The organism is Bradyrhizobium sp. McL0615, from assembly GCF_049993905.1.
In the GTDB taxonomy this organism is placed as follows: Bacteria; Pseudomonadota; Alphaproteobacteria; order Rhizobiales; family Xanthobacteraceae; genus Bradyrhizobium.
In genome coordinates, this window is sequence record NZ_CP188254.1 from 3,805,914 (window position 1) to 3,828,740 (window position 22,827).

Consider the following 22,827-nt stretch of genomic DNA (forward strand, 5'->3'; position numbering starts at 1 on the left):
TCCTAGTCAATCCTATCGAACGAGCCCCGTTCATGTGCATGCGAGCGGCCACGATCCCAAGGTGTAGCGGCTTCACGACCGATCAAATTGGTGGGATCATGGGGCACGCAGCGGATGCGAGAGGAGATGTCTCTGATGGACGCTGTCGATTCGCATCTGGCCCGTAGCCGACATCCTAGCCTGCAGCTGCCATGTCGGCCCCCAAAGGCAAACCGGACGTGGGTCGGCTTCCCGCTTGGCCAGAGACTTGACCGCCGCCGGGGTCGGCATAACCTCCACCACCATCATTGGTCTTTACCTGGAACCAGCTCGGTCGGATTTCATCACGCCAGTTTAGTTCAGTATGCCCAAGCACGTGGAAGAATTGTGCCATGCCGAATCGCTCTTCCATAGGCAAGCGTCGGAGCAAAGCCTTACCCGCCTTAGGGTTGGCCGGCATGTCTCTCTCGATGGCAAGCGGTGCGTGCGCCTCAACTAGCGAAGCGTCGGCGAATACATCATCGCCCTCGCAGAAGCACGAGATCTTTCTTGGTGAGGAGGAAATCTCCGACGTCAATTTGGCGGCGTTCTATGTCTTCGACAAGGAAAATGCTAGACCACCTCCGCTCTTCCGAAAACTAAGGCTGGCTGCCGGATGCGGTGCCGGCTGTGCCTGTAGCTTCGGCTGTGCCTACTGGCCGCAACCTCCGCAGCCTCCAAAGGCAACGCAGCCGACACAGCACCGAAAGAAGAAGCCTCCGCACCGCACGAACGGCGTTCGGCACACCCGACCTCAGTAAGGCTTACACCGTCCCAGAGTCCTTGTGGCACTTTTCGGATGTGCTGCGGCAGTCTTCCGATGTCCGCTGACGAGAGTTGAACAGACATAAATCAGCCGTGCCCGAAGGTCGCCTTTTGACCCAAAGCGGGCATCGGGGCTGGTCGGTGCCCGAGGCGGGTGGAGTGTCCATTTCTAGTCTACGTCCCGTGCGCGTCCCGGTTCGGATGAACTATTTTCGTCAGCAGACGCCTGGTCGGCTTTGGAGAGCAACAGTCCGCCTACAGCCTCTACGCCAGCGCGGCGAAACAATTTGAGGCCGATGGGTGCGGTGGTTCGGGGACGCAGAGTCCAATCAACGACAGCTCGTGATGACGCAACGGCTGGATCGATTCCTGCAACGCTCAAGGGCAACTCGTCGAGCGACATTTGCGCTACGGCTTTGACCCGAAAAACGTCCGCTGCGACCTCGCGCAAAGCAGGTCCACAATCGTCCGCCTAACTGCACGGTTTCAACGAAATCTTGAGCGCTCTCTTCTTCAGCCGCCCCGTACACAGCGGTGAAGGCTTTCGCGTCACTTTCCGAAAGAGCTGCTTCGCCGCTCGCGAATGCAGGCGTCCCCATCGCAAGCAAACAACATAGAGTTACCAGAGCTTTGGCCATGGAAGCCTCCCTTCGTTTACTGAGGGCACTTTGATTACGTAAAGTTGGCTTTCTAACGGCGTGCGCCCCGCCGGGGCGAAACTGCGCTGCCCGCGCGCTGGGGCCGACGCCAACCGTCTATCACGGCGGTGTCGATATTGCCGGGCGACCGATCCACCGCCTCTCGGGCTACGACCTGCGCAAGCACTCAAACTGTCGTGGGCATCGCTATTGTTTACTCGCCATTGTTTGCAGCCCTTGCCCGATTGACTTGATGACGGTGCTGAATGCGCTTTGAAGCTGGCCACTGCCAGAAACGGCGTCCAGCTCATCGTCCTTCAAGATTCGGACGTCTAAGGCTGCCTTCAGCGGCTTGCCGGTCTGCGTCATGTCATCTCCCACCCATTGAACGATTGCGACCGGGGTTGAATGTGGCAAATCTCTGCGCTGAAGACTGATATTTGGCCCAGAACGGCTTTCGTTTTGGTTCGCAAGTCCAGCGCCTGATTGCCTGTCTTCGGACCATGTTCCGCAAATCGAAGCTTCAGGGAAAACCCGCACTGTTTGAGGGGAAGTCCTTATAGTCCATCTGCACGTTTGCCATACATAATGTCCGTTGGACCTCGCATTGAGTCAAATTCGGTTGAAAGACAAGCGAACAGGAGAACAGCGATGCTCTTTGAAGGAGGGTACACCTATTCTAACTTCTTGATGAATATGATTGCAATATTCGCATTTGTCGTTTGGTTCTGGCTGCTTGTCATAATCTATGGTGACCTGTTCAGGCGTCACGATATCTCCGGATGGGGTAAGGCGCTGTGGGTTCTCGCGCTGGTTCTAACCTCTTACCTCGGCATCTTTGCCTACCTAATCACCCAAGGACGAGGTATGGCGGAGCGCAATGCGCAGCAAGCTCAGCAGGCGCGCGACGAACTGCGCCGCGTGGTCGGCTACAGCACAGCGGATGAAATCAGCAAGCTTGATCAGCTAAAGAAATCTGGGTCGATAACAGACGACGAGTTCCGGCGTCTTCGTGCCAAACTCGTCTAGCGTCTTGTGGCGCCTTAGAGAAATGCCAACCAGCTTTGAGGATGTCGTTTGTTGAGGAAGACCGGAAATGGCCAGTGCCCGTCAAATCGACGCGAATGATCAATCATATTTAACCGTTGGTCGGTTGCCGGCACGAGTGCTATTCTTGCGAAGAGAGGTCTAATGGCCAACGCGGCCATCACTCACGATCCCATCCTTGTGGACCTTGCGTTGCAGGGCGGTGGTTCGCATGGGGCATTTACTTGGGGCGTGCTCGATCGTCTGCTCGAGGAGCCGTGGCTTGGAATCGATGGCATTTCCGGCACGTCCGCGGGTGCGATGAATGCCGCGGTGCTTGTCGATGGTCATGCCGAAAGCGGGGCCGCGGGTGCCCGGGCAGCTCTGGAGACTTTCTGGCGCCGCGTCTCCGAGGCGGCTCGCTTCAGTCCTTTGCGGCGCGGCCCCCTCGATGTGATTCTCGGCCGCTGGACGCTGGACTCTTCGCCTATCTATGTCGCTATGGATCTCATGTCTCGCCTGGTTTCGCCCTATGATTTGAACCCGATGGGCAAAAATCCATTACGTGCGATTCTGGCAGAAACAATCAATTTCGAGCGACTGGCAGGAGCACCGACGAAACTTTTCATCACGGCAACCAATGTCCGGACCGGCCGCGGTCACGTGTTCAGGAACAACACTGTTACGCCGGACGTTCTGCTCGCCTCCGCCTGTCTGCCCACCATGTTTCAGGCTGTAGAGATTGACGGCGATCCCTACTGGGACGGAGGCTATTCTGGCAATCCCACGATCACGCCTCTCATTCGAGAGTGCAAGTCACAGGATACCATTCTCGTTCAGATCAATCCGGTTGAACGCGAGAGTCCGCCGCGCTCCGCCTCAGAGATTCTCAACCGACTGAATGAGGTGTCCTTTAACGCAGTTCTGCTGAAGGAGCTGCGCATGATCGCCTTGCTTCGGCAGGTCGCCGATCCGGGCGACAGCGAGGGCGCGCAATGGGCCGGCATGCGCATCCACCGCATTGCGAGCGAGATATTGACCGAACTCGGCGCTTCCTCCAAACTCAACGCGGAATGGGAATTCTTCTGCTTGCTGCGCGATGAGGGGCGAAGGTCGGCGCAAGTCTTTTTGGAGAGCTACGCATCGAATCTTGGACGTTGCTCCACTTTGGATCTTGGTGTCTTGTTAGAACAGATCTGACAATGGGCTGCGGCGCGCTTTTAGCCCGCGGTAGTTCGGTGATCGTCGTCATTCATATGAGGCGGCCTCAATTGCCACACGCCTGCCATTATTCCCCGAATTGCGGGGCCCCATTTTTCGACTTCAAACACCGAGCAATGAGCCGATCATCATCGAGCCTAAAGCGGCGCATTTTGCGAAATCGCTCTAGGAAAATCTTCGGGATTTCAGGCCGGAAAGGGGGCCCCATTTCGGAAGGCGCGCCCGTACCTGACATCGGCGCACGAAGGCATCACGGACGCACAACAGCTCGTTGCGGCGGCGGGACAGACCGACTTTTTAGGGAAATGTTCGACGAACAACGGAGCCCTCGAATGTACACCAATATTCTCTTGAGCACGGACGGATCGGATGTCGCCAGAAAAGGCGTTGAGCACGGGGCTGCTTTAGCAAAGGCTTTGAACGCTAAAATGACAGTCATCACCGTAACGGAACCGCTGCCGGTTGACTATGGAAGCGGTCACGCCTCGGGATGGATGCCCTCGCAGGAAGAGGTTGAGAGCTTTGACGCGGCCAGCAAGGAACGTGCGGGCAAAGTGCTCGGTGAGGCTCGAGCGATGGCGGAGCAGATCGGGATATCTGCAGAACTCTTGTATGTTCCGAATGCGCACCCAGCGACTGCGATTATCGAAACAGCAAAGTCCAAAGGCTGCGACTTAATCGTGATGGCATCTCATGGGCGTCGCGGCCTTAGGAAGTTATTGTTGGGGAGTCAAACATCGGAGGTCCTAGGGGACGGAAGCGTGCCGGTGTTGGTAGTGAGCGGACATAATTGATCTCCTGACGGCCGAGGGTGCTTACACATGGAGGATCACCCAGACCCCGGCGCTGAAGAGCACCAAAGCTATTCCTCCACTTTCTATGGTGAGCCCGACAATGCTGGCGGCGAGGAGACCTAGACCGAGGGTGATCATAAGCGTGCTCCTGACGCACCCGGTCGGCGATGTCCGCTGATCGGGGAAGAGCAGAAGTTCGCGGCGTGCCGTCAAAGTGACGCGATTGACCCGATGCAGACATGTTCCGTCGAGGGCGATGCTCTCAGATCCGTGTTTCGACACTAAGAAGGGTCAGTCGATTATTTGGGATTTCTCGTCATTCAATCATTTCCGGTTGCGCCGTACCTCAGAAGAATCCGAAACCTTCAAACAGGTAGAGAACGCCTCGCCGGGGGCACTCGTCGAAGGGGCCCCTGTCAAGCGCTGGCGCTTGACAGGTCGCTATCACTGCCCCGTCGCCGGGTACCGCTGTTAACCGGTCTCGGCGTCCGCGGGTTCACTGCGCTGCGCTTCGTCTGACACGCTACTTCGATTGGGGCGATGCGCCTGCGGCGCACGCCCGGTGAAACACAGATCGAGACCTGCATCGGTCAATGTTGCCACGCGACGTTTGATGCGCTGGCCATGCTCATTCATGGAGGTCTTGCGAAGTTGAGCACGAAGTGCGCTTGGCGTTGCAGGCGGCCGATGCTGCCGGCTGTCTGCCCGGCTTGTTGCCGAAGCCTCGCCAGGATCCTCAGCCAATTTTGTGGAAGGAGATCGGCAGGCTGCACGTGGGCATCCGCGGATGGCTTGGAGAGAGTTAGAGGGCTGTGCCGGCGCCGCGACGGGTTGGAGGCCGAGAGAGAGGCTTTCGGCCGCCCGTCGTGGAGAGCTCAGATGACAAAGACCGTCCAGAAGATCACGCTATCGCCATCGCGAGATATTCCCTTCAACGGTGCTGAGCCAGTCCAACGTGCGCCGGATCAAGGCTGGCGTCTCGGTCGAACAGCTCGCTGAAAGCATCGCCCAGCGAACCTTGCTTCAGAGCCTCAACGTCCGGGCCGTCGTCGACGCGGAGGGTAACGAGACCGGAATATTCGAGGTTCCGGCGGGCGGAAGGCGTTATCGTGCACTCGAGCTTCTGGTGAAGCAGAAGCGGATGTCGAAGACGCAGGCGGTCCCCTGCGTCGTTCGCGAAGGGGGCATCGCCGAAGACGATTCGATCGCGGAGAACGACGAGCGGGTCGGGCTGCATCCGCTGGATCAGTTTCGGGCCTTCCTGGCGCTGCGCGATCTCGGCATGAGCGAGGAGGACATCGCTGCGCGGCATTTTGTGGCGCCGGCAATCGTCAAGCAGCGTCTGCGGCTGGCATCGGTCTCGCCGAAGCTGCACGAGGTCTACGCCGAGGATGTCATGACGCTCGAGCAGCTGATGGCGTTCTCGGTCAACGGCGATCACGCCCGCCAGGAGCAGGTCTGGGATAATGTCAGCCGCTCCGGGTATGACGAGCCCTACCAGATCCGCCGTATGCTGACCGAGAACGCAATCCGCGCGTCCGATCGCCGCGCGAGGTTTGTCGGCCTCGCAGCCTATGAACAGGCGGGAGGTCCGGTTCTGCGGGATCTGTTCGAGGATGACGATGGCGGCTGGTTGCAGGACGTTGCTCTGCTCGATCGTCTGGTTGCGGAAAAACTTAAAGCCGGCGCGGATGCAATCGCCCTGGAGGGCTGGAAGTGGATTTCGGTGGCGGTCGATTTTCCATTCGGTCATGGCAAGGGCCTGCGGAAACTGGAGGGAACGCCGGCGCCGCTCACCATCGATCAGCAGACGGCGATCGATGCGCTCAACGCCGAGCACGACCGGCTCGAGACCGAGTATCAGGATGCCGATGAGCTGCCCGACGAAGTCGGTCAACGGCTTGACGAGATCGAGGCGTTGCTGCTCACGCTTGAGGATCGGTCGATAATCTACGATCCGGCCGATATCACCCGTGCCGGCGTCTTTATCAGCATCGATTCCGAAGGCCGGCTATCTCCGGATCTGGGCTATGTCCGGCCCGAGGATGAAATGCCGGCAGTCGAATCCGAAGCCGCCGACGGCGGCCACCCCTTCGACGCGAACGAGACATCTGACCCGGCACACCGCACGGCCATTACGGTTGCTGGCATGTCATCCGAGCCGGCCGGAGAGGAGGAGGAGGACGAAGCGGCAAAATCCCTGCCGGACCGGTTGATTACCGAACTCACGGCCCACCGGACGCTCGCGTTACGGGATGCGCTGGCGCAACATCCGTCGATCGCGTTCCTGGCGGTGCTCCACAACTTCGCGCTTGCAACGTTCTATCGGTTCGCGTCTTCGGCCAACTGCCTTGAGATTGCAATTCACACGCCCGCGTTTTCCGCCCAAGCTCCCGGATTGAAGGAGAGTGCCTCAGCCAGGGCAGTCGATACCAGGCATGAAACCTGGAAGGCGCGGCTCCCGAACGACGAAAAGGACCTTTGGGATACGCTCGCCGCCTTGGACGGCCATGCCCAATCAGCGCTGTTCGCCCATTGCGCGTCATTCGCCGTCAACGCCGTCCATGAGCCCGCGAACTGCTACAATCAGGGCCGCGTATCGGCTCATGGCACAGCTTCCAGGCTTGGCCAGGCCAGCGTGCTGGCCCGCGCGGTCGGGCTTAACATGGTGCAGGCCGGTTGGAGGCCTACGATCGACAACTATCTCGGTCGTATTACCAAGTCGCGTATTCTGGATGCAGTCAGGGAAGCGAAGGGTGAGGCTTCAGCACAGCTGATCGACCATCTGAAAAAGCCCGATATGGCGCGGGAAGCCGAACGGCTCCTCGATGGCACGGGATGGCTGCCCGAACCGCTGCGCCTCGCCGGCGCCCAAGCGCATTTGTCGGGTGGAGACGCAGAGACGGCGCCATTGCCCGAATTCCTCGCAGAGGATGAGGACGATAGCCCGGAAGTCGAGGTTCAGCGACGTCGTGTGGCCGCCGAATGAGCCGCCGGCGCGGGACGCTCAGGCACACCCGCATCCTGCTTTCACTCTTCTGCAGAAGCCCGGCATCGCGCCGGGCTTCTGTTTTTTGCGGCCACCACGGCCATGCATCGCCTGTGGCCCCAGCGGTTGATGAGAGTGAGAGGGCGGCCGGAACGGTTTGAGCCGGCGGGTCGAGAGAGCGCCGGTCGGCTCAACCGTTCCCGCTCTCTTCAAAGGCCTTCCTCCCATGTTGATTCTCCCATGCTCCGCTACCGCCGCGGCTGCGTCCACCATCGCCCATGCCGCGCAGCTCCTCCTGTCCGATCTCGAACGTGGCAGACGGATAGATGCCACGGGCATCCTCCGCTCCGCCATGGAAAGCGCCGCCGGCGCATCGGATGCCGCCGGGGCCTGGCATTGGAAAGCTGCCTATGAGGCCTGTGAGGCCGCGACGGTTCTGTTCCTGCGCAAGCACGGCCATTCGATGCTTGCCAGGGCGCAATCGCCGGACTCCTTGCTGCTGATGTTGGCCAAAGTAGCCAGCCTGCTTCCCACCCACACGCGTCGCTCCGAGGAAAGCGTCGAGCTTCAGTAGTTCTCGACACCGATACCGCTTGGCTTCGTCGCTTGCAGGGCGGCGGGCGTCACCCATACTGACGTGGTGCTGGAGCCCTGCGCCGGCACCGGACTGCTCGCCATACTGGCCGAGATATCCGGCGGCTCGCTGGTTTTGAATGAGCTTGCCGAAGGCAGGGCGGGGCTGCTGGATGTTCTGTTTCCGAGCGTTGCCGTCACGCGCTTTGACGCGGCACAGATCGACGACTATCTCGATGGAGGCGTCGCACCGAGCGTCGTTCTGACAAATCCGCCGTTTTCAGCACTGGCAAACGTCGATCGGCGTATGGCGGACGCAGCGCTTCGCCATGTCGGGTCGGCCTTGGCCCGGCTTCGTGATGGCGGCCGTCTGGTGGCGATCACGGGAGCCAATGTCGCGCCTGACAATCCCTCCTGGACAGCTGCCTTCAGCCGCTTGCAGGAGCGGGGCCGCGTCGTCTTCTCGGCTGCCATCGCTGGGGCGGTCTTCGCCAGGCATGGCACGACGACCGATACGCGGCTCACCGTCATCGATAAGCAGCCTGCCGAAGACAGGACGGTGTTTCCGCCATCTCGCGGTACGGCGCCGGACGTTGCTACGCTGCTGGCATGGGTCCTCGATGACGTCCCGCCACGGCTCCCGCTCGCCGGGCCTGTTGCGGCCTCTGTCGGCCCATCTCGCTTATCTCCACGGTCCGTCGCCGCTTTTCCCAGGGGCGCCCTTCCTGCCCAAGCAGTCGCTCGTCCTGAATCGATTGAGCTTGCTTACGAGGCGGTGGACTGGACGCCGCAGGAGGACGCCCGGCTCACGGATGCGCTTTACGAAGAATATGTCCTGCAATCGATCCGTATTTCCGGATCGCAGGCCCATCCCACAAAGCTTGTTCAGTCCGCGGCAATGGCCTCGGTTGCACCACCAAAGCCGGCATACCGGCCACATCTCCCGGCAAACGTCGTCGCAAACGGTCTGTTGTCGGGCGCCCAGCTTGAAAGCGTCATTTGCGCCGGTGAAGCGCACTCGGCCTTCCTTGCAGGTCACTGGACTGTCGATGCGACTTTCGACGTCGTGGCCGCGGCACGTGACGACGCCTCAAACGCCGTCCGCTTTCGCCGGGGGTGGTTCCTGGGCGACGGCACCGGCGCCGGCAAGGGCCGTCAGGCCGCCGGCATTCTGCTCGACAACTGGCTCAAGGGGCGCCGGCGCGCGGTCTGGATTTCCAAGAGCGAAAAGCTGATTGAGGATGCACAGCGGGACTGGTCCGCGCTCGGCATGGAACGGCTTCTGGTTACGCCGCTTTCGCGCTTCCGCCAGGGTACGCTGATCCCGCTATCGGAAGGCATCCTGTTTGCGACCTACGCTACGCTGCGGACCGATGAGCGCGGTGAAAAGGTTTCGCGCGTCCGGCAGATCGTCGAGTGGCTGGGTTCCGGCTTCGATGGGGTGGTGGTTTTCGACGAGAGCCACGCGATGCAGAATGCCGCGGGTGGAAAGGGCGAGCGCGGCGACCAGGCCGCCTCGCAGCAGGGACGCGCCGGTCTGCGGCTCCAGCACGCCTTGCCCAACGCGCGGGTGGTCTACGTGTCCGCCACCGGTGCCACCACCGTTCACAACCTCGCCTATGCCCAGCGGCTGGGTTTGTGGGGAAGCGAAGACTTCCCGTTCGCGACGCGCGCCGAGTTCGTCGAGGCGATCGAGCAGGGCGGCGTCGCGGCGATGGAGGTTCTGGCACGCGACCTCAAGGCGCTCGGTCTGTACGCGGCGCGCTCACTTTCCTACGATGGCGTCGAGTACCAGTTGGTCGAGCACGAGCTTACGCCCGAGCAGATCCGGATTTACGACGCCTATGCCGGCGCATTCAGGATCATTCACAACAATCTTGGCGCCGCGATGCGCGCCGCGAACATCACTGGCGAGACCGGGACGCTGAACGCACAGGCGAAGTCCGCGGCTCGCTCGGCGTTCGAGTCCGCAAAGCAGCGTTTTTTCGGGCATCTGCTCACCTCGATGAAGACGCCTTCGCTGATTGGCTCGATCGAACGCGACCTCGAGCAGGGCCACGCCGCCGTCGTCCAGATCGTCTCGACCGGCGAAGCGCTGATGGAGCGCCGGCTCGCGGAGATACCCACCGAGGAGTGGGGCGACGTCCAGGTCGACATCACGCCCCGGGAATACGTGCTCGACTATCTTGCCCATTCCTTCCCGGTTCAGCTCTACGAGCCCTTTACCGATTCCGAAGGCAACCTTCTCTCCCGCCCGGTCTATCGCGACGGCCAACCGGTGGAGAGCAGGGATGCCGTCGCGCGGCGCGACCGGCTCATCGAGAAATTAGCCTCGCTTTCGCCGGTGCCCGGCGCGCTCGACCAGATCGTTCAGCGTTTCGGGACTGAACTTGTCGCTGAAGTCACCGGACGCTCGCGAAGGATCGTTCGCAAAGGTAACCGTCTCATGGTCGAGAGCCGTGCCGGCTCGGCCAATCTCGTCGAGACCGCGGCGTTCATGGATGACGTCAAGCGTATCCTGGTGTTCTCGGACGCCGGTGGTACGGGGCGCAGCTATCATGCCGAACTGTCGGCCCGGAACCGGCGTCTGCGCGTGCATTATCTGCTTGAACCCGGTTGGAAGGCCGATGCGGCGATCCAGGGTCTTGGCCGCACCAACAGGACCAACCAGGCCCAGCCGCCGTTGTTTCGTCCGATTGCAACCAACGTGAAAGCCGAAAAGCGCTTTCTCTCTACCATCGCGCGCCGGCTCGACACGCTCGGCGCCATTACCCGCGGGCAGCGCCAGACTGGCGGGCAGGGGCTGTTTCGGCCCGAAGATAATCTCGAGAGCGTTTACGGCCGCGATGCGCTTCGTCAGCTCTACATGCTTCTGGTCCGCGGCAAGGTCGATGGCTGTTCCCTCGAGGCCTTTGAGGATGCCACCGGGCTGAAGCTCGTCGACGCGAACGGCATCAAGGATGACCTGCCGCCGATCACCACCTTCCTCAACCGTCTGCTGGCGCTGACCATCGGCCTGCAGAACGTTCTGTTCACGGCATTCGAGCAACTGCTCATTGCGCGGGTCGAAGGCGCCATCGCCTCGGGGATCTATGACGTCGGCCTGGAAACCCTCCGGGCGGAAAGCTTCGTTGTGACGGACCGCCGTGCGATCTACCGCCATCCCGCCACCGGTGCGGAGACCCGGCTGCTCACCATTGCCCAGCGCGAGCGCAACCGGCCCCTGACCCTGGATGACGCCCTCGGCCGTCTCCTGGACCACCGCGCCGTGCTGCTGGTCAACGAACGCTCCGGCCGCGCTGCCGTGCAGGTGCCGGCGCCGAGCCTGATGCTCGATGACGGCGAGATCGATCAACGCGTGCGTTTGATGCGGCCGATGGAAAGCCATCATGTTGCATTGAAGGCCATGGCGGAAAGCCATTGGCTGGAGACGGATCGAGATCGATTCAGTGCAGTCTGGCAGGCCGAGCTTGCCGAAGTGCCGGAATTTGCAGAAAGCACGATCCACGTCGTTGCCGGACTTCTTCTTCCGATCTGGAAGCGGCTGCCGAACGAGTCGACGCGTGTCTACCGCCTCCAGACCGACGCCGGTGAGCGGATCATTGGGCGAAAGGTGTCATCGGCCTGGGTCGCCGGCGCGCTTCTGGGGGAGCGACCGACAATAGGACCCGGGGACGCCTTTGCCGCGCTGCTCGAAGGTCGCACGGTTCTCGACCTTGCCGAAGGACTGCAACTCCGGCGGGTCCGCGTCATGGGCGCGCATCGTATCGAGCTGTCTGACTTCACTGACAGCATGCGGGACCGTTTGCGTGCCTATGGACCGGAGATCATCTCCTGGAAGCTGCGCATGTTCGTGCCGACCGATGCCGGCGGCGTCTGCGTCCTTGCCAGAGTACTCGAACGGTATCCGGTCGAGCGCATCGGCGAACGGGAGGCCGTGTGATGTCACGCGACGCTTCCGAACTGGCACGCCGTCTCGCGCGCGAGGCCGAGGCGGTGTGTCGTCAGTATCTTTCCAACGGCAGGCGCGAGGGGCGCTACTGGCTGATCGGCGACGTCCAGAATACACCGGGTCGCTCCTTGTTTGTGCGGCTCTACGAGTCGCCAAAGGGACCGGCAGGCAAGTGGACGGATGCCGCGACCGGTGAACACGGTGACCTGCTCGATATCATCCGTGAACGTCTTGCGCTGCGCGATTTTCGCGACGTTGCCAACGAAGCGAGGCGGTTTCTGAATCTGCCTCGCTCAAGCCCTGAGCCTTCCCTAAATCCCCTTCGTCCAGCGGTACCGCGTGGGTCACGAGAAGCGGCAAGGCGCCTCTTTGCGATATCGCGGCCGATCGAGGGAACTCTCGTGGAGCACTATCTGCAGCGTCGCAGAATTGGGGCCGTGCACCATGGCGACAGTCTGCGTCATCAGCCGCGTTGCTACTACCACGGGCCTGACGACGACTTGCCTCCGGAGATCTGGCCGGCGATGATCGCCTGCGTCACCGATATCGAAGGCTTGATCACCGGGGTGCACCGCACCTGGCTCGATCCGGAGGGCTTTGGTCCGAGCCGGCTCGGCAAGGCGCCGATCGAGACACCGCGGCGGGCGATGGGCGATCTGCTTGGCAATGCCGTCCGCTTTGGCGTGGCCAATGACGTGCTCGTTGCGGGCGAGGGTCTGGAGACCATGCTCTCGCTTCGTTGCGTACTGCCGACCATGCCGATGGCGGCGGCACTCTCGGCCAGCCACCTCGCGGCCCTGCTGTTCCCGCCGACGCTGCGACGTCTCTACATCGCTTGCGATGCGGATGAGGCCGGTATGGGCGCGGCGGCGGCCTTGACGTCGCGCGCCGACAAAGCCGGCATCGAGGCCTTTGCCCTGTCGCCCAGGCTCGGTGACTTCAATGAAGACTTGCGCGCGTTGGGCCTGAAGGAACTTCGAGCAGCGGTAAGGACACAGCTCACGCCGCAGGACGTCGCCCGCTTCCTTCCTTGAGACCACAGGGTCAGGACAGCGGCAGTCGAGCTGAACCCGAAATCGTCATCGTCTTTCCCGGCGCAGTCAGCTTTGCCGGATAGAGTTGCGCCCATGGCCTTCTAGAGGGCGATCGGACGGCAGGCGGTCCGCCCCGGCAATGGCTGCGGTCACGGCTATTTTCCGCCGGCCCTGCGGGCCTTTGCATCGCGAAACAAAATAGCCGCGACCTACGCCATCCTCCGCTGTCGCTTCGGCCCTGCGCTTCCGCTACGCCCTTGCGGTCTTCAGCGGACGAGACGCTCCGGGTTCTGGTCCGGTCCGCCCGCCCTCAGGTGATCGCCACGAAGGCCGCGATGGGCGCGGCCGATCCGGCGAAAGGACCTCACCATGACGACCGACCACGACGATACCGAGTTCGAACGACCGCATGGCTCATCCCCGACCGACCATGTCCTCAACGAGCTGCAACTCTATGGCCACCGTCCCTTCCAGGATGAACCGGACCCGAGGCCACTACCCGAAGGCAAGGCCGTCGCTGCTTCCATCGCCGATATCTTCGACGCCTTCGTTGCAACGCTGAGAGATACCCGGCTCGAACCCGACCTGGAGGATCTGCTCTGGTCGACCGTCAACCTGTTCCACCGCGCGACAGGCCGCATCGAGCGCGAGCTCGATGACAACGAACGGTCGCAGCAGAAGAGCCAGCGCGAGCAGAACGGCTCGGAGGTGCGATCGGTCGAACTCGAGCGTCTCACGGCCGAAGGCATCACCTTGATCGAACGCCGAAACACCATGGAGCTGTTCCGCGATCTGGCCACCGAGCACTTCGAGATGCACACCGGTTCGCCCTGGCGTCCCCGTTCCGGGTCACTGGTCAATCATCGCACGCTTACATCCGCAGTCATCGACAGCCGCGATTTCCTCGCCGCGAAGCGCCGCAGGGAAGCCGAGATGATGATGCCGCCAGGGCCCAAAATCGCCCTGACGGGCGGACTGGACTTCAACGACGTCTCCCTGATCTGGGACCGTCTCGACAAGGTTTACGCCAAGCATCCGGACATGGTGCTATTGCTCGGCGGCTCGCCGAAGGGCGCCGAGCTAATCGCCGCCAAATGGGCAGCCAACCGCAAGGTCCCACAGATCGCATTTAAGCCAGACTGGACCAGGCATGGCAAGGCAGCGCCGTTCAAACGCAATGACGCCATACTCGATGAGTTGCCGGTCGGCGTAATGACCTTCCCGGGCAGCGGCATCCAGCAGAATCTGCGCGATAAGGCGAGAAAGCTTGGAATCCCGGTCTGGGAGTTCGGCGGCGCGTGAGCGCCGCTTACTCGTTGACGTCCAGCTCGTAACGCAACTTCGCGCCGGTGCTCGACCAATCGTCGATCAGCTGGACGATAGGGCGTCCCTCGCCACGATAAATTTTTCCAGCAACTTGCGCCGTGGCGTTGATGAAAGGTTGCGGTCGTTACATCCATGGGAACGGGGCCATCACCATCTTCGTTGGAATGGTCCTCAACACGTTCGGCATCGTCGCTGGTTGATCTGCACGTCGGTGGTGTATGCCCCTGCCGGTTTTTATAGCCATCAGCGCGGGGATCATGGCAGCCACGCGGAAGGGATAATCCATCCCCGTCATCGTCGTCGAACAGGTACGCCCGCATCGGCGCGTTGAACAAAGGCTTGTCGAGCTTGCGCTAGCGGAGCTCGGACTTTCCTCGAATTACCTGCCCAATCCGCACGTGTTTCCGGGCGACCCACACCAGAGCCGGTAGCTGTGAGCCCTCTGGTTGAGCCGACGGCTCTGTTCAGCGACGATGCCGCCGCTGCCGCACATCGTTGGTTCCGGCGCGATCCCTGCCAACCTTCTTGTCTGTCACGACGCCATCCGCCACGTCTTCTCCGTTAGATTGTGGTTCAGCGCGCGGACGCACCGGACCTCCTTGATGGCTTGATCTGTCCGAAGACCGGCTGCGCCTCGATCGCCTGAGCCGCAACACCGTCGCTGCGACTTTCTTCCCCTGGGCTGACGCCCATTCCTCGCGAGCCAAGAAAGTCTCAACCCCGGTGTCCTCCGCTGCGCTCCGGCCCGCTGGCGGGTGCGTCGTCGATCGTCTTCAGCCTGTAGATCGCCATCGAGGCCGCGGTGGTCGCGGGCTCGAACAACAACAGGAGAAATGACATGGCTACCATCGGTTCATTCAAGAAGGTCGGCAACGATTTCCAGGGCGAAATTGTCACCCTCAGCCTGCAGGCGAGGGGCGTTCGCATCGTGGCTGAAGACAACCGTTCGTCCAACGAGAACGCACCCAGCCACCGCATCTATGTGGGCCGGGCGGAGATCGGGGCCGGCTGGTCCAAGCGTTCCGAGGAGGGCCGCGACTACCTCTCGCTCAAGCTCGACGACCCTTCGTTCAACGCGCCGATCTACGCGAACCTGTTCAATGACGAGGAAGGAGACGGCTTCACGTTGATCTGGTCGCGGTCGCGCAAGAGCAACGACTGAGGCGCCTCCCGGGAAGCCCCGTCCGGTCCGCCGGGCGGGGCTTTTCGCTTCCCAGCGATCAGGCTGCAGCGCCGCTCGCTGAAGCTGCTGTAATGACCGGCGGCCGATGGCATGCCCCGGAGATGCCAAGGGAGTTTTGCGCGCATCCCCCTGTCGGCGCAGGTTGGGCGCCGCAAAAGGCTGGCGTTGCCTGGACGAGCATTCGGTTGCGGATTTTGACCGCATGATACGGCCATGCAAAATCTCGGCAGGACGTGAATTTCTTAAGCCATTGTTTACGCGGTCGACGTGCTCGTCGATTCGGCCGCAATGCCTGATTCGAAGCGGAATTCGCGAGTCTCTGAGTCGCAAGGGAGTCAATCGCAGCTGGTTAAATTTGCGCCGATCAGCGCGGCGCGACTCGCTCTATAGATCTTGGGAGATATGTGCGCTGAACTATATGGAGGGGCCAATGAGAAGCTCGTTCTGCCTTTTCACCATTCCGCAGGCGACAATTGTACGCAATTGCCTGAGCCAATTGATTGTGAGCCTCTCAGCGCTCGCTTCAACGGCAATCCTGTTGATCCAGCTGGTGCCGACAATGCTGGCTGGATAGAGACCGGGAATCCGAATTCCCTATTGGTGCACGGCGCGTCGTTGTGGCGGATTCAAGCCAACGCTGCCGTTTGATTCGATCAAAGAAAAAGCCGGACCGTTTAGCGCATAAGCGCTTGGAGGTCCGGCTTCGCGATTGTCAGGCCTTTTGAACCACATCAAGCCGCGGCATTTCAGTCTCCCGGTGACAGGACCGCGCGCGTCTTGATGTGTCTCAGGCCAGAGAGTGTGTAGGGAAGAACCTACTTCTTCTTTGCAGTCTTCTTCTTCTTCGCGGTCTTCTTAGCTGCTGCCTTCTTCGCTTTCTTGGCCATGTTGCCCTCCGTGATCCCAAGTTGGTTGAATGCAAGTCGAGTGCCGACATGCATGATTGAAGAGTACACCACAATTGCAGATTTGATACTGCGGGTTTCGAAGAAGGTAAACGGCATTGCGATTTGCTCGCCGCGACGTTTCATCGCCTCATGATTCGTCGATGCTATGTGAATGCCGGCCTCGTAGCGGCCGCGCTCTCGCCAAGCACGATCAGGTGGTCGGCCTGACCCCGACCGCCGATCGATACTGCGTTAGGTCGCTGTCAGCCTGGCAGCCCTCCGGCTGCGATTCGCGTCGCGCGGCGTGCGGTCCGAGCTGGAACGCTGGGAAAACAGGTGGCACGGGGATGATCGCGGCTTCGCGGAGATCGGAAATTGGGGCTGGATAGAAACAAAAATGGCGCAGCGCGCCATTTTTTTCCCTTACGATAGCGACTCGTCGGAGATTCGTTGGGGCATTTCTCGTGAAATACGCCGCCGCCGCTACATCAAGTGCCACCGCCAGCCATGATGGTCCCGCAGCGTTCGATCCCAGCGACTGGGCGTGGGAATTTCTGCGCCGAAATCCGGATTACCGAGCTGACTGGCAAGCCTCCGTTCCCAGACGTCTGTCGCATGTCACCTTGACGGACGGCACCCGGCTGTTGCGGTTACGGCGGCGCTATCCTCGCGCCGAGCGGTGGGGATTGTATGCGTTTGCTGATCCCTCGTTTCCGGCTCGCCGGGCGCCTACGTTCTGGCATCTCGATGCGTTGCAGCGGATTGTTCGGCTTCGCGCGGAGCTTCCCGCCGAGCCCACCCAACATCATAAAGGTACTGCGCTGCTTGCGCTGTCGGATTTCAGGGTCGATCGGGTTGCTGCCATCGGCGTCGATAACGTCCCCCTGGTCCTGATGAAGGGCCCGGGAAGCCATGTGCCCGTCGAAATTTCCGGCCTCGCCGCATTGTCTTTGCCGTTTGCGCCGGTGTTCGAAATCGGTGGCCTGCTTGACTTAGGTGCTCAAACCGAACTGTTGAAGCGCCTCCATCGCTTTGCCGAAAAGGGACCGAACTCCGGCAGTCGGCCGACATTTGCGATCGACGAACGGCTCCACCATGCGTTGATTGCGCTCGATGAAAGTATAGCCGGCAAGACCTATCGGCAGATCGCAATCACCATCTATGGCGAGAAGAGAGTAGCGGAGGAATGGCAGGGAACGAGCCAGTTCCTGAAGGACCGCACGCGGCGGCTGGTCGCCAAAGGCACCGAGTTGATGAAGGGCGGCTACCGGGATTTGCTGCTCTAAGCGTTCAGTCCTTTTGGTCGATGATCGCCTTCTGATCTAGGGTGGCGATTTCGCTTTTTCTTCTCTTCGCCACTGCCGCTGACGCATGGGTTGGACGACGCTTGCTCTCGCGCTCGCACTTTGGCGAGGCGCCAGACGGGAACGTCGGACATGGCAGATGACGTAAGGAAAGATCAGGAGCCACCGTTCCTGAACACCGTGGAGGCCGCGGCCTGGCTGCGGCTCACCAAGAACACCCTGGAAAAAATGCGGGTGCAGGGCAGGGGCCCGGTCTACCGCAAGCACGGACGCTATGTCCGTTATCACATCGAAGATCTCGTCGATTATTCGAAGGCCAGTTTGCGAAGATCGACATCCGATGCAAGTTGATCGACATCTGCGTGCACGCATCGTCGTGCTGGCGGCGATCTCAGCGGCCAATATTGCGATGCTCGTCGGCCTCGGCGTTCATGCACCACGGATCGTCTACAATGCCTCTGGCAGTGCGCCGCTCGGCTTCTATTACCTGGAGAACCGCCTGCCCGATCGCGGAGAGGTCGCGGTCGTCAAACCGCCGCCAATGCTCGAGGCCTTGATGGCCGCGCATGGAATCTTGCCGGCCGCAGTGCCATTGCTAAAACAAATCGCAGCCGCTGGAGGCGATGAAGTCTGCCGCTCCAGGGAGCCGGCAGGTGTTCTGGCCGTGAACGGCAGGGTGGTCGCCGAAGTGTTGGACCGGGACCGGGAGGGGCGGCCCTTGCCGTCTTGGGATGGCTGCATCCGGTTGGTCGATGGCGAGTTCTTCCTGCTGCAGCCGCATCCTCATTCGTTCGATTCCAGGTATTTCGGTCCGGTATCGAGATGCGACATTCTGGGTGTTGCCCGGCCGATATGGACCTGGAATCCGGATCAATAGGCTTCGTGATCGATGACGAGGGGTACTTTACGCAGACTGTTGCATAAATTCTCCGCTCGAGAAGTGGAAAAAATCGCGCAGCTTCTGGTCCACGTGCTCGAGCGACGCGGTGACGACCTTACGCGCGAAAATGTCATGAAACAGGCGACTTCGCTAACGGATGTCCCGGGCGACCTCACGCTACCCGGGATCGCCATCAACACTTCGCCAACCGACTACCGCGTCCGCAAGCAGCTTCAAATGATGAAGTTCAACGGCGAACGCTGGGAGGTGTTCGGGCCGATACTGGAGGATGCGGGTCCGGGTTAGGCCGTCATACTTCGAGTCCAATCGGCGGCCTGTGGACTGATGATTTGTCTCGACGCGCGGCGGTCACATCAGCTGGACAACCAGCAGGGTGAACATGCCGAAGCTGACGGCAGGCGTGCACTTCCATTGCGGGAGGCTGCCCGGCTTGTTGAGCGGGCGGGCGCACCGTGACGGACATTCGGTTTGCATTCGAAACGCTGCAACACGATCATGACGCTAAGACTTTCGGTTTTGCTACTGAAGGACCCTCGCTCACGCGGCAAGAGTTCGCGGAGGAATGCGATATTGACGTGCTGATGGCATACGGGCGATGCCTTTGGCCCGCGCTCTACTCGTCGCTTCGCTCCTCACCGAGCCACCCTGCGGGTGTCTCGGCCCTCCGGGTAACGATCGCTATCGCAAACGCTCGCTTCGATCGCAGACAGTGGGGGCATCGCAAGTCAACTGCCAAAGTCGCGGCGGCTCTTCGCGATGAATCGTGACGTGTTCGGCGCTATTGGATGATCCACCACAATCACCCGTATTGCATTTTGTCGCAAATCGCCGCGAGTACCGAGAATCTGTTGGCTTGGAAGTTGGACCCTCGGAGCCAGCGACGGAGGAGGGAGGAGGCGAGGAGGGCAAGATAAAAGCACTGGCGCCTGAGAGCCACCAAACCATTGTCTGCACATCCAAGTTTTGTCGCCAACCGTATCGGCGTTGTCGCCAAGGGAGCCGCTGCGCATTGTCGCGATTTACGAAACACGTCTGCGTCTTGCGGCAAGGTGGGAGAGCACGCACATGCTTCGGCACGATCGTGGAGAGCGGCAATGTCGGACACCGACGATGAACTGAGGGTCAGGCTCGGGCGAATCGGCAACCGCCGTGGTGGCAAGACCGTTGGCTACCTTAAACGCGTGCGCAAGATCGCGGCGAAAGCTGGCGCGGCGCGACTCGGCCGTAGCGCCGACTTCATCGGTTCGCGGATCGGCCGCGGTCATGCCGAAGGAACGCTCGCTGCGGGCCGACGTCCGGCAGGGGCGCGCCGCGTGGTCGTCAAGGCGCGTATTGTCCGCATCAAGTCCGGCGAAGGCGGCGCCGTCAGGGCGCATCTGCGCTATGTGCAGCGCGATGGCGTGACCCGTGAAGGCCAGCCGGGCGAGTTGTACGACGCCGGCAGCAGCCAGGCCGATGGCAAAGTATTCGCGCAGCGGGGGGAGCAGGATCGCCACCAGTTCCGGTTCATCGTCGCTCCCGAGGACAGTGCTGAGTTGACCGAGCTCAAGCCATTCGTGCGCGACCTGATGCGACAGATGGAGGCCGACCTCGGCACGCGGTTGGATTGGGTGGCGGTCGATCACTTTAACACCGGTCACCCCCACTGCCATATCGTGGTGCGCGGCAAGGACGACCAGGGCAAGGATCTGGTGATCGCGCGCGACTACATCGCGCATGGCATGCGCGCGCGCGCCAGTGAGCTTATCACCCGCGAGCTGGGTCCGGAGAGCGAACTGGACGCATTGCGAAAGCTCGAAAACGAAGTCGGCGCCAAGCGGTTCACCCGGCTTGATCGTGCCATACTGCGCGAGATGGATGGGGAAACCTTCCGACTTGCAGCCAGACCGCAGCGTGATCCGCGACAGCACGCCCTGCGCATGGGGCGGTTGCGAACGCTGGAGCAGATGCGTCTCGCGGAGGAGGCCGCGCCCGGCGTTTGGCGGGTCATGCCGGAAATGGAGCTGACGCTGCGGCGGATGGGCGAGCGAGGAGACATCATCAAGACCATGCATCGCGAGCTTACAGGGGCCGGGATTGTGCGGGCCGCCGGCAGCTATGCGATCTTCAATCCGGAGCAGGGCGGCCAACGCCTGGTCGGACGCATCGTGGGCGAAGGGCTTTCGGATGAACTGCGGGAGCACCGTTACATCGTGATCGACGGGGTCGACGGGCGAACGCACTATGCCGAGATCGGCGCTCTCGCCGCCGGCGAAGATCCGCCCGGTCGGAACACCATCGTCGAACTGAGATCGCGTACCGGCGGGCCGCGCGAGATCGACCGGACCATCGCACGGGTCGCCGCAGCCCGCCACGGCATCTATAGCGACCGGCTGCATCGCGACTTCGACCCGCAAGCCTCCGAGGAGTATGTGGCCTCGCACGTCCGGCGCCTTGAAGCGATGCGGCAAGAGGATATGGCAAGACGGCTCGCCGACGGTAGTTGGAGAATCGGCGAAGACTATCTCGATCGAGCAGCGCGGTATGAGACGCTCCATCACTCGCGCAACCCGGTGCGGGTTACGATGCTTTCGTGGCAAAGGCTGGAGAATCTGCCGGAGGCACTAGGGGCTACCTGGCTCGATCGCAAGCTGATCGGGAAGGATCCCGGTGGGCTCGCGTCAATTGGCTTCGGCGCGGAAGTCGAGACGGCGTTGCGCAGAAGACAGCAATGGCTGATCGAACAGGAACTTGCACGGGGGGAGGAAGGGCAAATGCGGTATGCGCGGAATATGCTGCGGACGCTAGAGGCGCGGGAATTAACGCGGACGGCCGCGGACATCTCTGCGCGCACGGGGCTCGAACATCTCAACGTCAAGGCTGGCGACAGTCTCACCGGCGTTTACCGGCGCATGCTGACGCTGAATAGCGGGCGCTTCGCCGTGATCGAACGGTCCCACGACTTCGCGCTGGTCCCCTGGCGACCGGTGCTGGAGCGGGCTCGCGGGCAAGTGGTCACCGGCAGGGTCGGCGGGGAGGGCGTATCCTGGTCGATTGGCATCAAGCGTGGAATCGGACGCTAGAGCGGCGGGTTGTGCGGACGTCAGCTCATCTTTCCAGCGCGACTTTTCGCAAGAAGCTTTCGCAATCCAATCTAAGGTGCTGAAGTTGCTGTGGTTATACGATTCTTGCGAGGATAGTATAACTTGCTCCCGCGTTCTGGTTCCGCCTTCTTCCCACGGCGCGCACGCTTCACCTCAACTCGAGGCGTGCCTTGGGCGCGTCAAGATCGGAGTGCCTTCGTTTGACGAGCGCGTTTACGTGCAGCAGCATTCAAGAGGAGGCGAGGGAGTAGCTTGTACTGCGGCCTCCGCCTTTGTCCTTGGCGAGGATGCCCTGATCAACGAGGTCCAGAATGTCGCGCAAGGCCGTGTCGGGCGAGCATTTCACAATTGCAGCCCATTTGCTCGATGTCAGCTTGCCCTCGAAACCGTCCAGTACACGATTCAGCAAGTCGCGCTGCCGATCATTGATATCTTTGCAGCGGCAAGCCGTTTTCTAGAACTCCGCCTTTTCCAGCGCGGTTGCTAGAATGGTCTCTGCCCCACTGAACGCGCGGTCGAGACAGCCTAAGAACCACTCAAGCGACGGCGTGATATTGACGTCACCCTTCTGGATGCTCTCAAGCATCTCGTAGTACGTCTTCCGCTCTGCGCGGATCTGGGCGGCTGGCCTTGCGAGGCGGCGTCGTAAGTAACCCCGAGTTAGAACTTTACTACCGTCCTCACTCCGAACACATCCGCATTCTTGAGCGCTCTACCGAGATTGTTGCCTAAGGGGTTGGTGGCGCCTCCGCCGGGATGCACGATGTGTTGGAAATTCGGTTGCAGCGTCCAGCCGGCGCGGATCTCGTACTGGTGGACAGCGGTGAATAACCCTTTGAAACTCCGGATCGGCCAGCCAGGCCCGGACAGGTTCCGAAAATCCATATCGAGCGCACGGGCCCATGGCGAAACATGCGCGTAGGCCGGGGCAATCCCGAACTTGTCTTTTGGACGTTGGTCGCTGAGCCCGATGAACTCAATGCCGCCGTCGGCGTAATAATCGACGAGATTGCGGTCGGGTGGACAGTAGGATGCCCTTGCAAAAATGCCGATGCCGCGCGCATTGCCTCAACTGCGGCTTGTGGAAGCCGCGTTGTCGCCAAGCGGCGCGGCTCTTTCTCCCAATTCGTGCG

Annotated in this window: 17 protein-coding genes and 2 pseudogenes; 14 read left to right on the forward strand and 5 right to left on the reverse strand. The window is 61.3% G+C overall.

Translation table 11 applies throughout. The annotated features are described in order from the left end of the window. Nucleotides 1–1,628 precede the first annotated feature (1,628 nt). A complete protein-coding gene (locus tag ACPPVP_RS17905) occupies nucleotides 1,629–1,790 on the reverse strand; it encodes a hypothetical protein (RefSeq protein ID WP_426536574.1) in 162 nt (53 codons plus the stop codon). 282 nt (nucleotides 1,791–2,072) lie between these two features. On the opposite strand from ACPPVP_RS17905, the gene ACPPVP_RS17910 reads away from it, so the two are divergent. From ACPPVP_RS17910 to ACPPVP_RS17945, 8 genes and pseudogenes are all read left to right on the forward strand, one after another. Continuing rightward, on the forward strand, nucleotides 2,073–2,450 hold the full coding sequence (locus ACPPVP_RS17910; RefSeq protein WP_426536576.1) for an SHOCT domain-containing protein: 378 nt from the start codon (nucleotides 2,073–2,075) through the stop codon (nucleotides 2,448–2,450). A gap of 162 nt (nucleotides 2,451–2,612) precedes the next feature. Continuing rightward, a complete protein-coding gene (locus ACPPVP_RS17915; protein WP_426536578.1) occupies nucleotides 2,613–3,647 on the forward strand; it encodes a patatin-like phospholipase family protein in 1,035 nt (344 codons plus the stop codon). 353 nt (nucleotides 3,648–4,000) lie between these two features. Then, nucleotides 4,001–4,462, forward strand: coding sequence for a universal stress protein (locus ACPPVP_RS17920; protein ID WP_426536580.1), 462 nt, complete (start codon nucleotides 4,001–4,003; stop codon nucleotides 4,460–4,462). An 879-nt stretch (nucleotides 4,463–5,341) separates the two neighbouring features. Further along, nucleotides 5,342–7,451, forward strand: a pseudogene (locus ACPPVP_RS17925) (ParB/RepB/Spo0J family partition protein). Between the two features lie 226 nt (nucleotides 7,452–7,677). Next, nucleotides 7,678–8,025: a hypothetical protein gene (locus ACPPVP_RS17930; RefSeq protein WP_426536582.1), complete on the forward strand. Its 348-nt coding sequence runs from the start codon at nucleotides 7,678–7,680 to the stop codon at nucleotides 8,023–8,025. Nucleotides 8,026–8,088: 63 nt separating this feature from the next. Beyond that, nucleotides 8,089–11,967 (forward strand): strawberry notch-like NTP hydrolase domain-containing protein, encoded by a 3,879-nt coding sequence (locus ACPPVP_RS17935; protein ID WP_426536584.1) that lies wholly within the window; start codon nucleotides 8,089–8,091, stop codon nucleotides 11,965–11,967. Next, on the forward strand, nucleotides 11,967–13,010 hold the full coding sequence (locus ACPPVP_RS17940; protein ID WP_426536586.1) for a DUF7146 domain-containing protein: 1,044 nt from the start codon (nucleotides 11,967–11,969) through the stop codon (nucleotides 13,008–13,010). The genes ACPPVP_RS17935 and ACPPVP_RS17940 overlap by 1 nt, the downstream gene beginning before the upstream one ends. Before the next feature lie 369 nt (nucleotides 13,011–13,379). Continuing rightward, nucleotides 13,380–14,312 (forward strand): DUF2493 domain-containing protein, encoded by a 933-nt coding sequence (locus ACPPVP_RS17945; protein ID WP_426536588.1) that lies wholly within the window; start codon nucleotides 13,380–13,382, stop codon nucleotides 14,310–14,312. A gap of 738 nt (nucleotides 14,313–15,050) precedes the next feature. On the opposite strand, the gene ACPPVP_RS17950 is transcribed toward ACPPVP_RS17945, so the two are convergent. Beyond that, complete coding sequence (locus ACPPVP_RS17950; RefSeq protein ID WP_426536590.1) at nucleotides 15,051–15,176, reverse strand: hypothetical protein; 126 nt, start codon at nucleotides 15,174–15,176, stop codon at nucleotides 15,051–15,053. Here ACPPVP_RS17950 and ACPPVP_RS17955 point away from each other — a divergent pair. Next, the gene (locus ACPPVP_RS17955; RefSeq protein ID WP_426536592.1) at nucleotides 15,175–15,498 is read left to right on the forward strand and encodes a DUF736 domain-containing protein; all 324 of its coding nucleotides are present in this window, start codon (nucleotides 15,175–15,177) and stop codon (nucleotides 15,496–15,498) included. The genes ACPPVP_RS17950 and ACPPVP_RS17955 overlap by 2 nt on opposite strands. An 836-nt stretch (nucleotides 15,499–16,334) precedes the next feature. Here the strand turns inward: ACPPVP_RS17955 and ACPPVP_RS17960 are convergent. Further along, nucleotides 16,335–16,550 carry a hypothetical protein gene (locus ACPPVP_RS17960; RefSeq protein ID WP_426536594.1) on the reverse strand — a complete coding sequence of 72 codons (216 nt, stop codon included), beginning with the start codon at nucleotides 16,548–16,550 and terminating at the stop codon, nucleotides 16,335–16,337. Between the two features lie 320 nt (nucleotides 16,551–16,870). On the opposite strand from ACPPVP_RS17960, the gene ACPPVP_RS17965 reads away from it, so the two are divergent. The 5 genes and pseudogenes from ACPPVP_RS17965 to rlxS all read left to right on the forward strand — a co-directional run bounded on the left by ACPPVP_RS17965 (nucleotide 16,871) and on the right by rlxS (nucleotide 21,673). After that, the gene (locus ACPPVP_RS17965; protein ID WP_426536596.1) at nucleotides 16,871–17,692 is read left to right on the forward strand and encodes a DNA -binding domain-containing protein; all 822 of its coding nucleotides are present in this window, start codon (nucleotides 16,871–16,873) and stop codon (nucleotides 17,690–17,692) included. Nucleotides 17,693–17,842: 150 nt separating this feature from the next. Further along, nucleotides 17,843–18,061, forward strand: a complete 219-nt coding sequence (locus ACPPVP_RS17970) for a helix-turn-helix domain-containing protein (RefSeq protein ID WP_426536598.1) — start codon at nucleotides 17,843–17,845, stop codon at nucleotides 18,059–18,061. Between the two features lie 25 nt (nucleotides 18,062–18,086). Further along, nucleotides 18,087–18,587, forward strand: a complete 501-nt coding sequence (locus ACPPVP_RS17975) for a S26 family signal peptidase (protein ID WP_426536600.1) — start codon at nucleotides 18,087–18,089, stop codon at nucleotides 18,585–18,587. A 75-nt stretch (nucleotides 18,588–18,662) separates the two neighbouring features. Continuing rightward, nucleotides 18,663–18,896: pseudogene (locus tag ACPPVP_RS17980) on the forward strand (ABC transporter substrate-binding protein); the annotation flags it as partial. Nucleotides 18,897–19,705: 809 nt separating this feature from the next. Then, nucleotides 19,706–21,673 carry a relaxase/mobilization nuclease RlxS gene (gene rlxS / locus ACPPVP_RS17985; protein ID WP_426536602.1) on the forward strand — a complete coding sequence of 656 codons (1,968 nt, stop codon included), beginning with the start codon at nucleotides 19,706–19,708 and terminating at the stop codon, nucleotides 21,671–21,673. A gap of 250 nt (nucleotides 21,674–21,923) precedes the next feature. On the opposite strand, the gene ACPPVP_RS17990 is transcribed toward rlxS, so the two are convergent. Next, nucleotides 21,924–22,103: a hypothetical protein gene (locus tag ACPPVP_RS17990; protein WP_426536604.1), complete on the reverse strand. Its 180-nt coding sequence runs from the start codon at nucleotides 22,101–22,103 to the stop codon at nucleotides 21,924–21,926. A 251-nt stretch (nucleotides 22,104–22,354) separates the two neighbouring features. Continuing rightward, a complete protein-coding gene (locus tag ACPPVP_RS17995) occupies nucleotides 22,355–22,747 on the reverse strand; it encodes a carbohydrate porin (RefSeq protein WP_426537917.1) in 393 nt (130 codons plus the stop codon). Nucleotides 22,748–22,827: the final 80 nt, after the last annotated feature.

Coding starts and splice junctions, on each gene's coding strand:
- ACPPVP_RS17950 (WP_426536590.1), bottom strand. CDS start 15,176: ATGTCATTTCTCCTGTTGTTGTTCGAGCCCGCGACCACCGCGGCCTCG.
- ACPPVP_RS17915 (WP_426536578.1), top strand. CDS start 2,613: ATGGCCAACGCGGCCATCACTCACGATCCCATCCTTGTGGACCTTGCG.
- ACPPVP_RS17970 (WP_426536598.1), top strand. CDS start 17,843: ATGGCAGATGACGTAAGGAAAGATCAGGAGCCACCGTTCCTGAACACC.
- ACPPVP_RS17905 (WP_426536574.1), bottom strand. CDS start 1,790: ATGACGCAGACCGGCAAGCCGCTGAAGGCAGCCTTAGACGTCCGAATC.
- rlxS (WP_426536602.1), top strand. CDS start 19,706: ATGTCGGACACCGACGATGAACTGAGGGTCAGGCTCGGGCGAATCGGC.
- ACPPVP_RS17955 (WP_426536592.1), top strand. CDS start 15,175: ATGGCTACCATCGGTTCATTCAAGAAGGTCGGCAACGATTTCCAGGGC.
- ACPPVP_RS17940 (WP_426536586.1), top strand. CDS start 11,967: ATGTCACGCGACGCTTCCGAACTGGCACGCCGTCTCGCGCGCGAGGCC.
- ACPPVP_RS17960 (WP_426536594.1), bottom strand. CDS start 16,550: ATGAAACGTCGCGGCGAGCAAATCGCAATGCCGTTTACCTTCTTCGAA.
- ACPPVP_RS17930 (WP_426536582.1), top strand. CDS start 7,678: ATGTTGATTCTCCCATGCTCCGCTACCGCCGCGGCTGCGTCCACCATC.
- ACPPVP_RS17910 (WP_426536576.1), top strand. CDS start 2,073: ATGCTCTTTGAAGGAGGGTACACCTATTCTAACTTCTTGATGAATATG.
- ACPPVP_RS17945 (WP_426536588.1), top strand. CDS start 13,380: ATGACGACCGACCACGACGATACCGAGTTCGAACGACCGCATGGCTCA.
- ACPPVP_RS17920 (WP_426536580.1), top strand. CDS start 4,001: ATGTACACCAATATTCTCTTGAGCACGGACGGATCGGATGTCGCCAGA.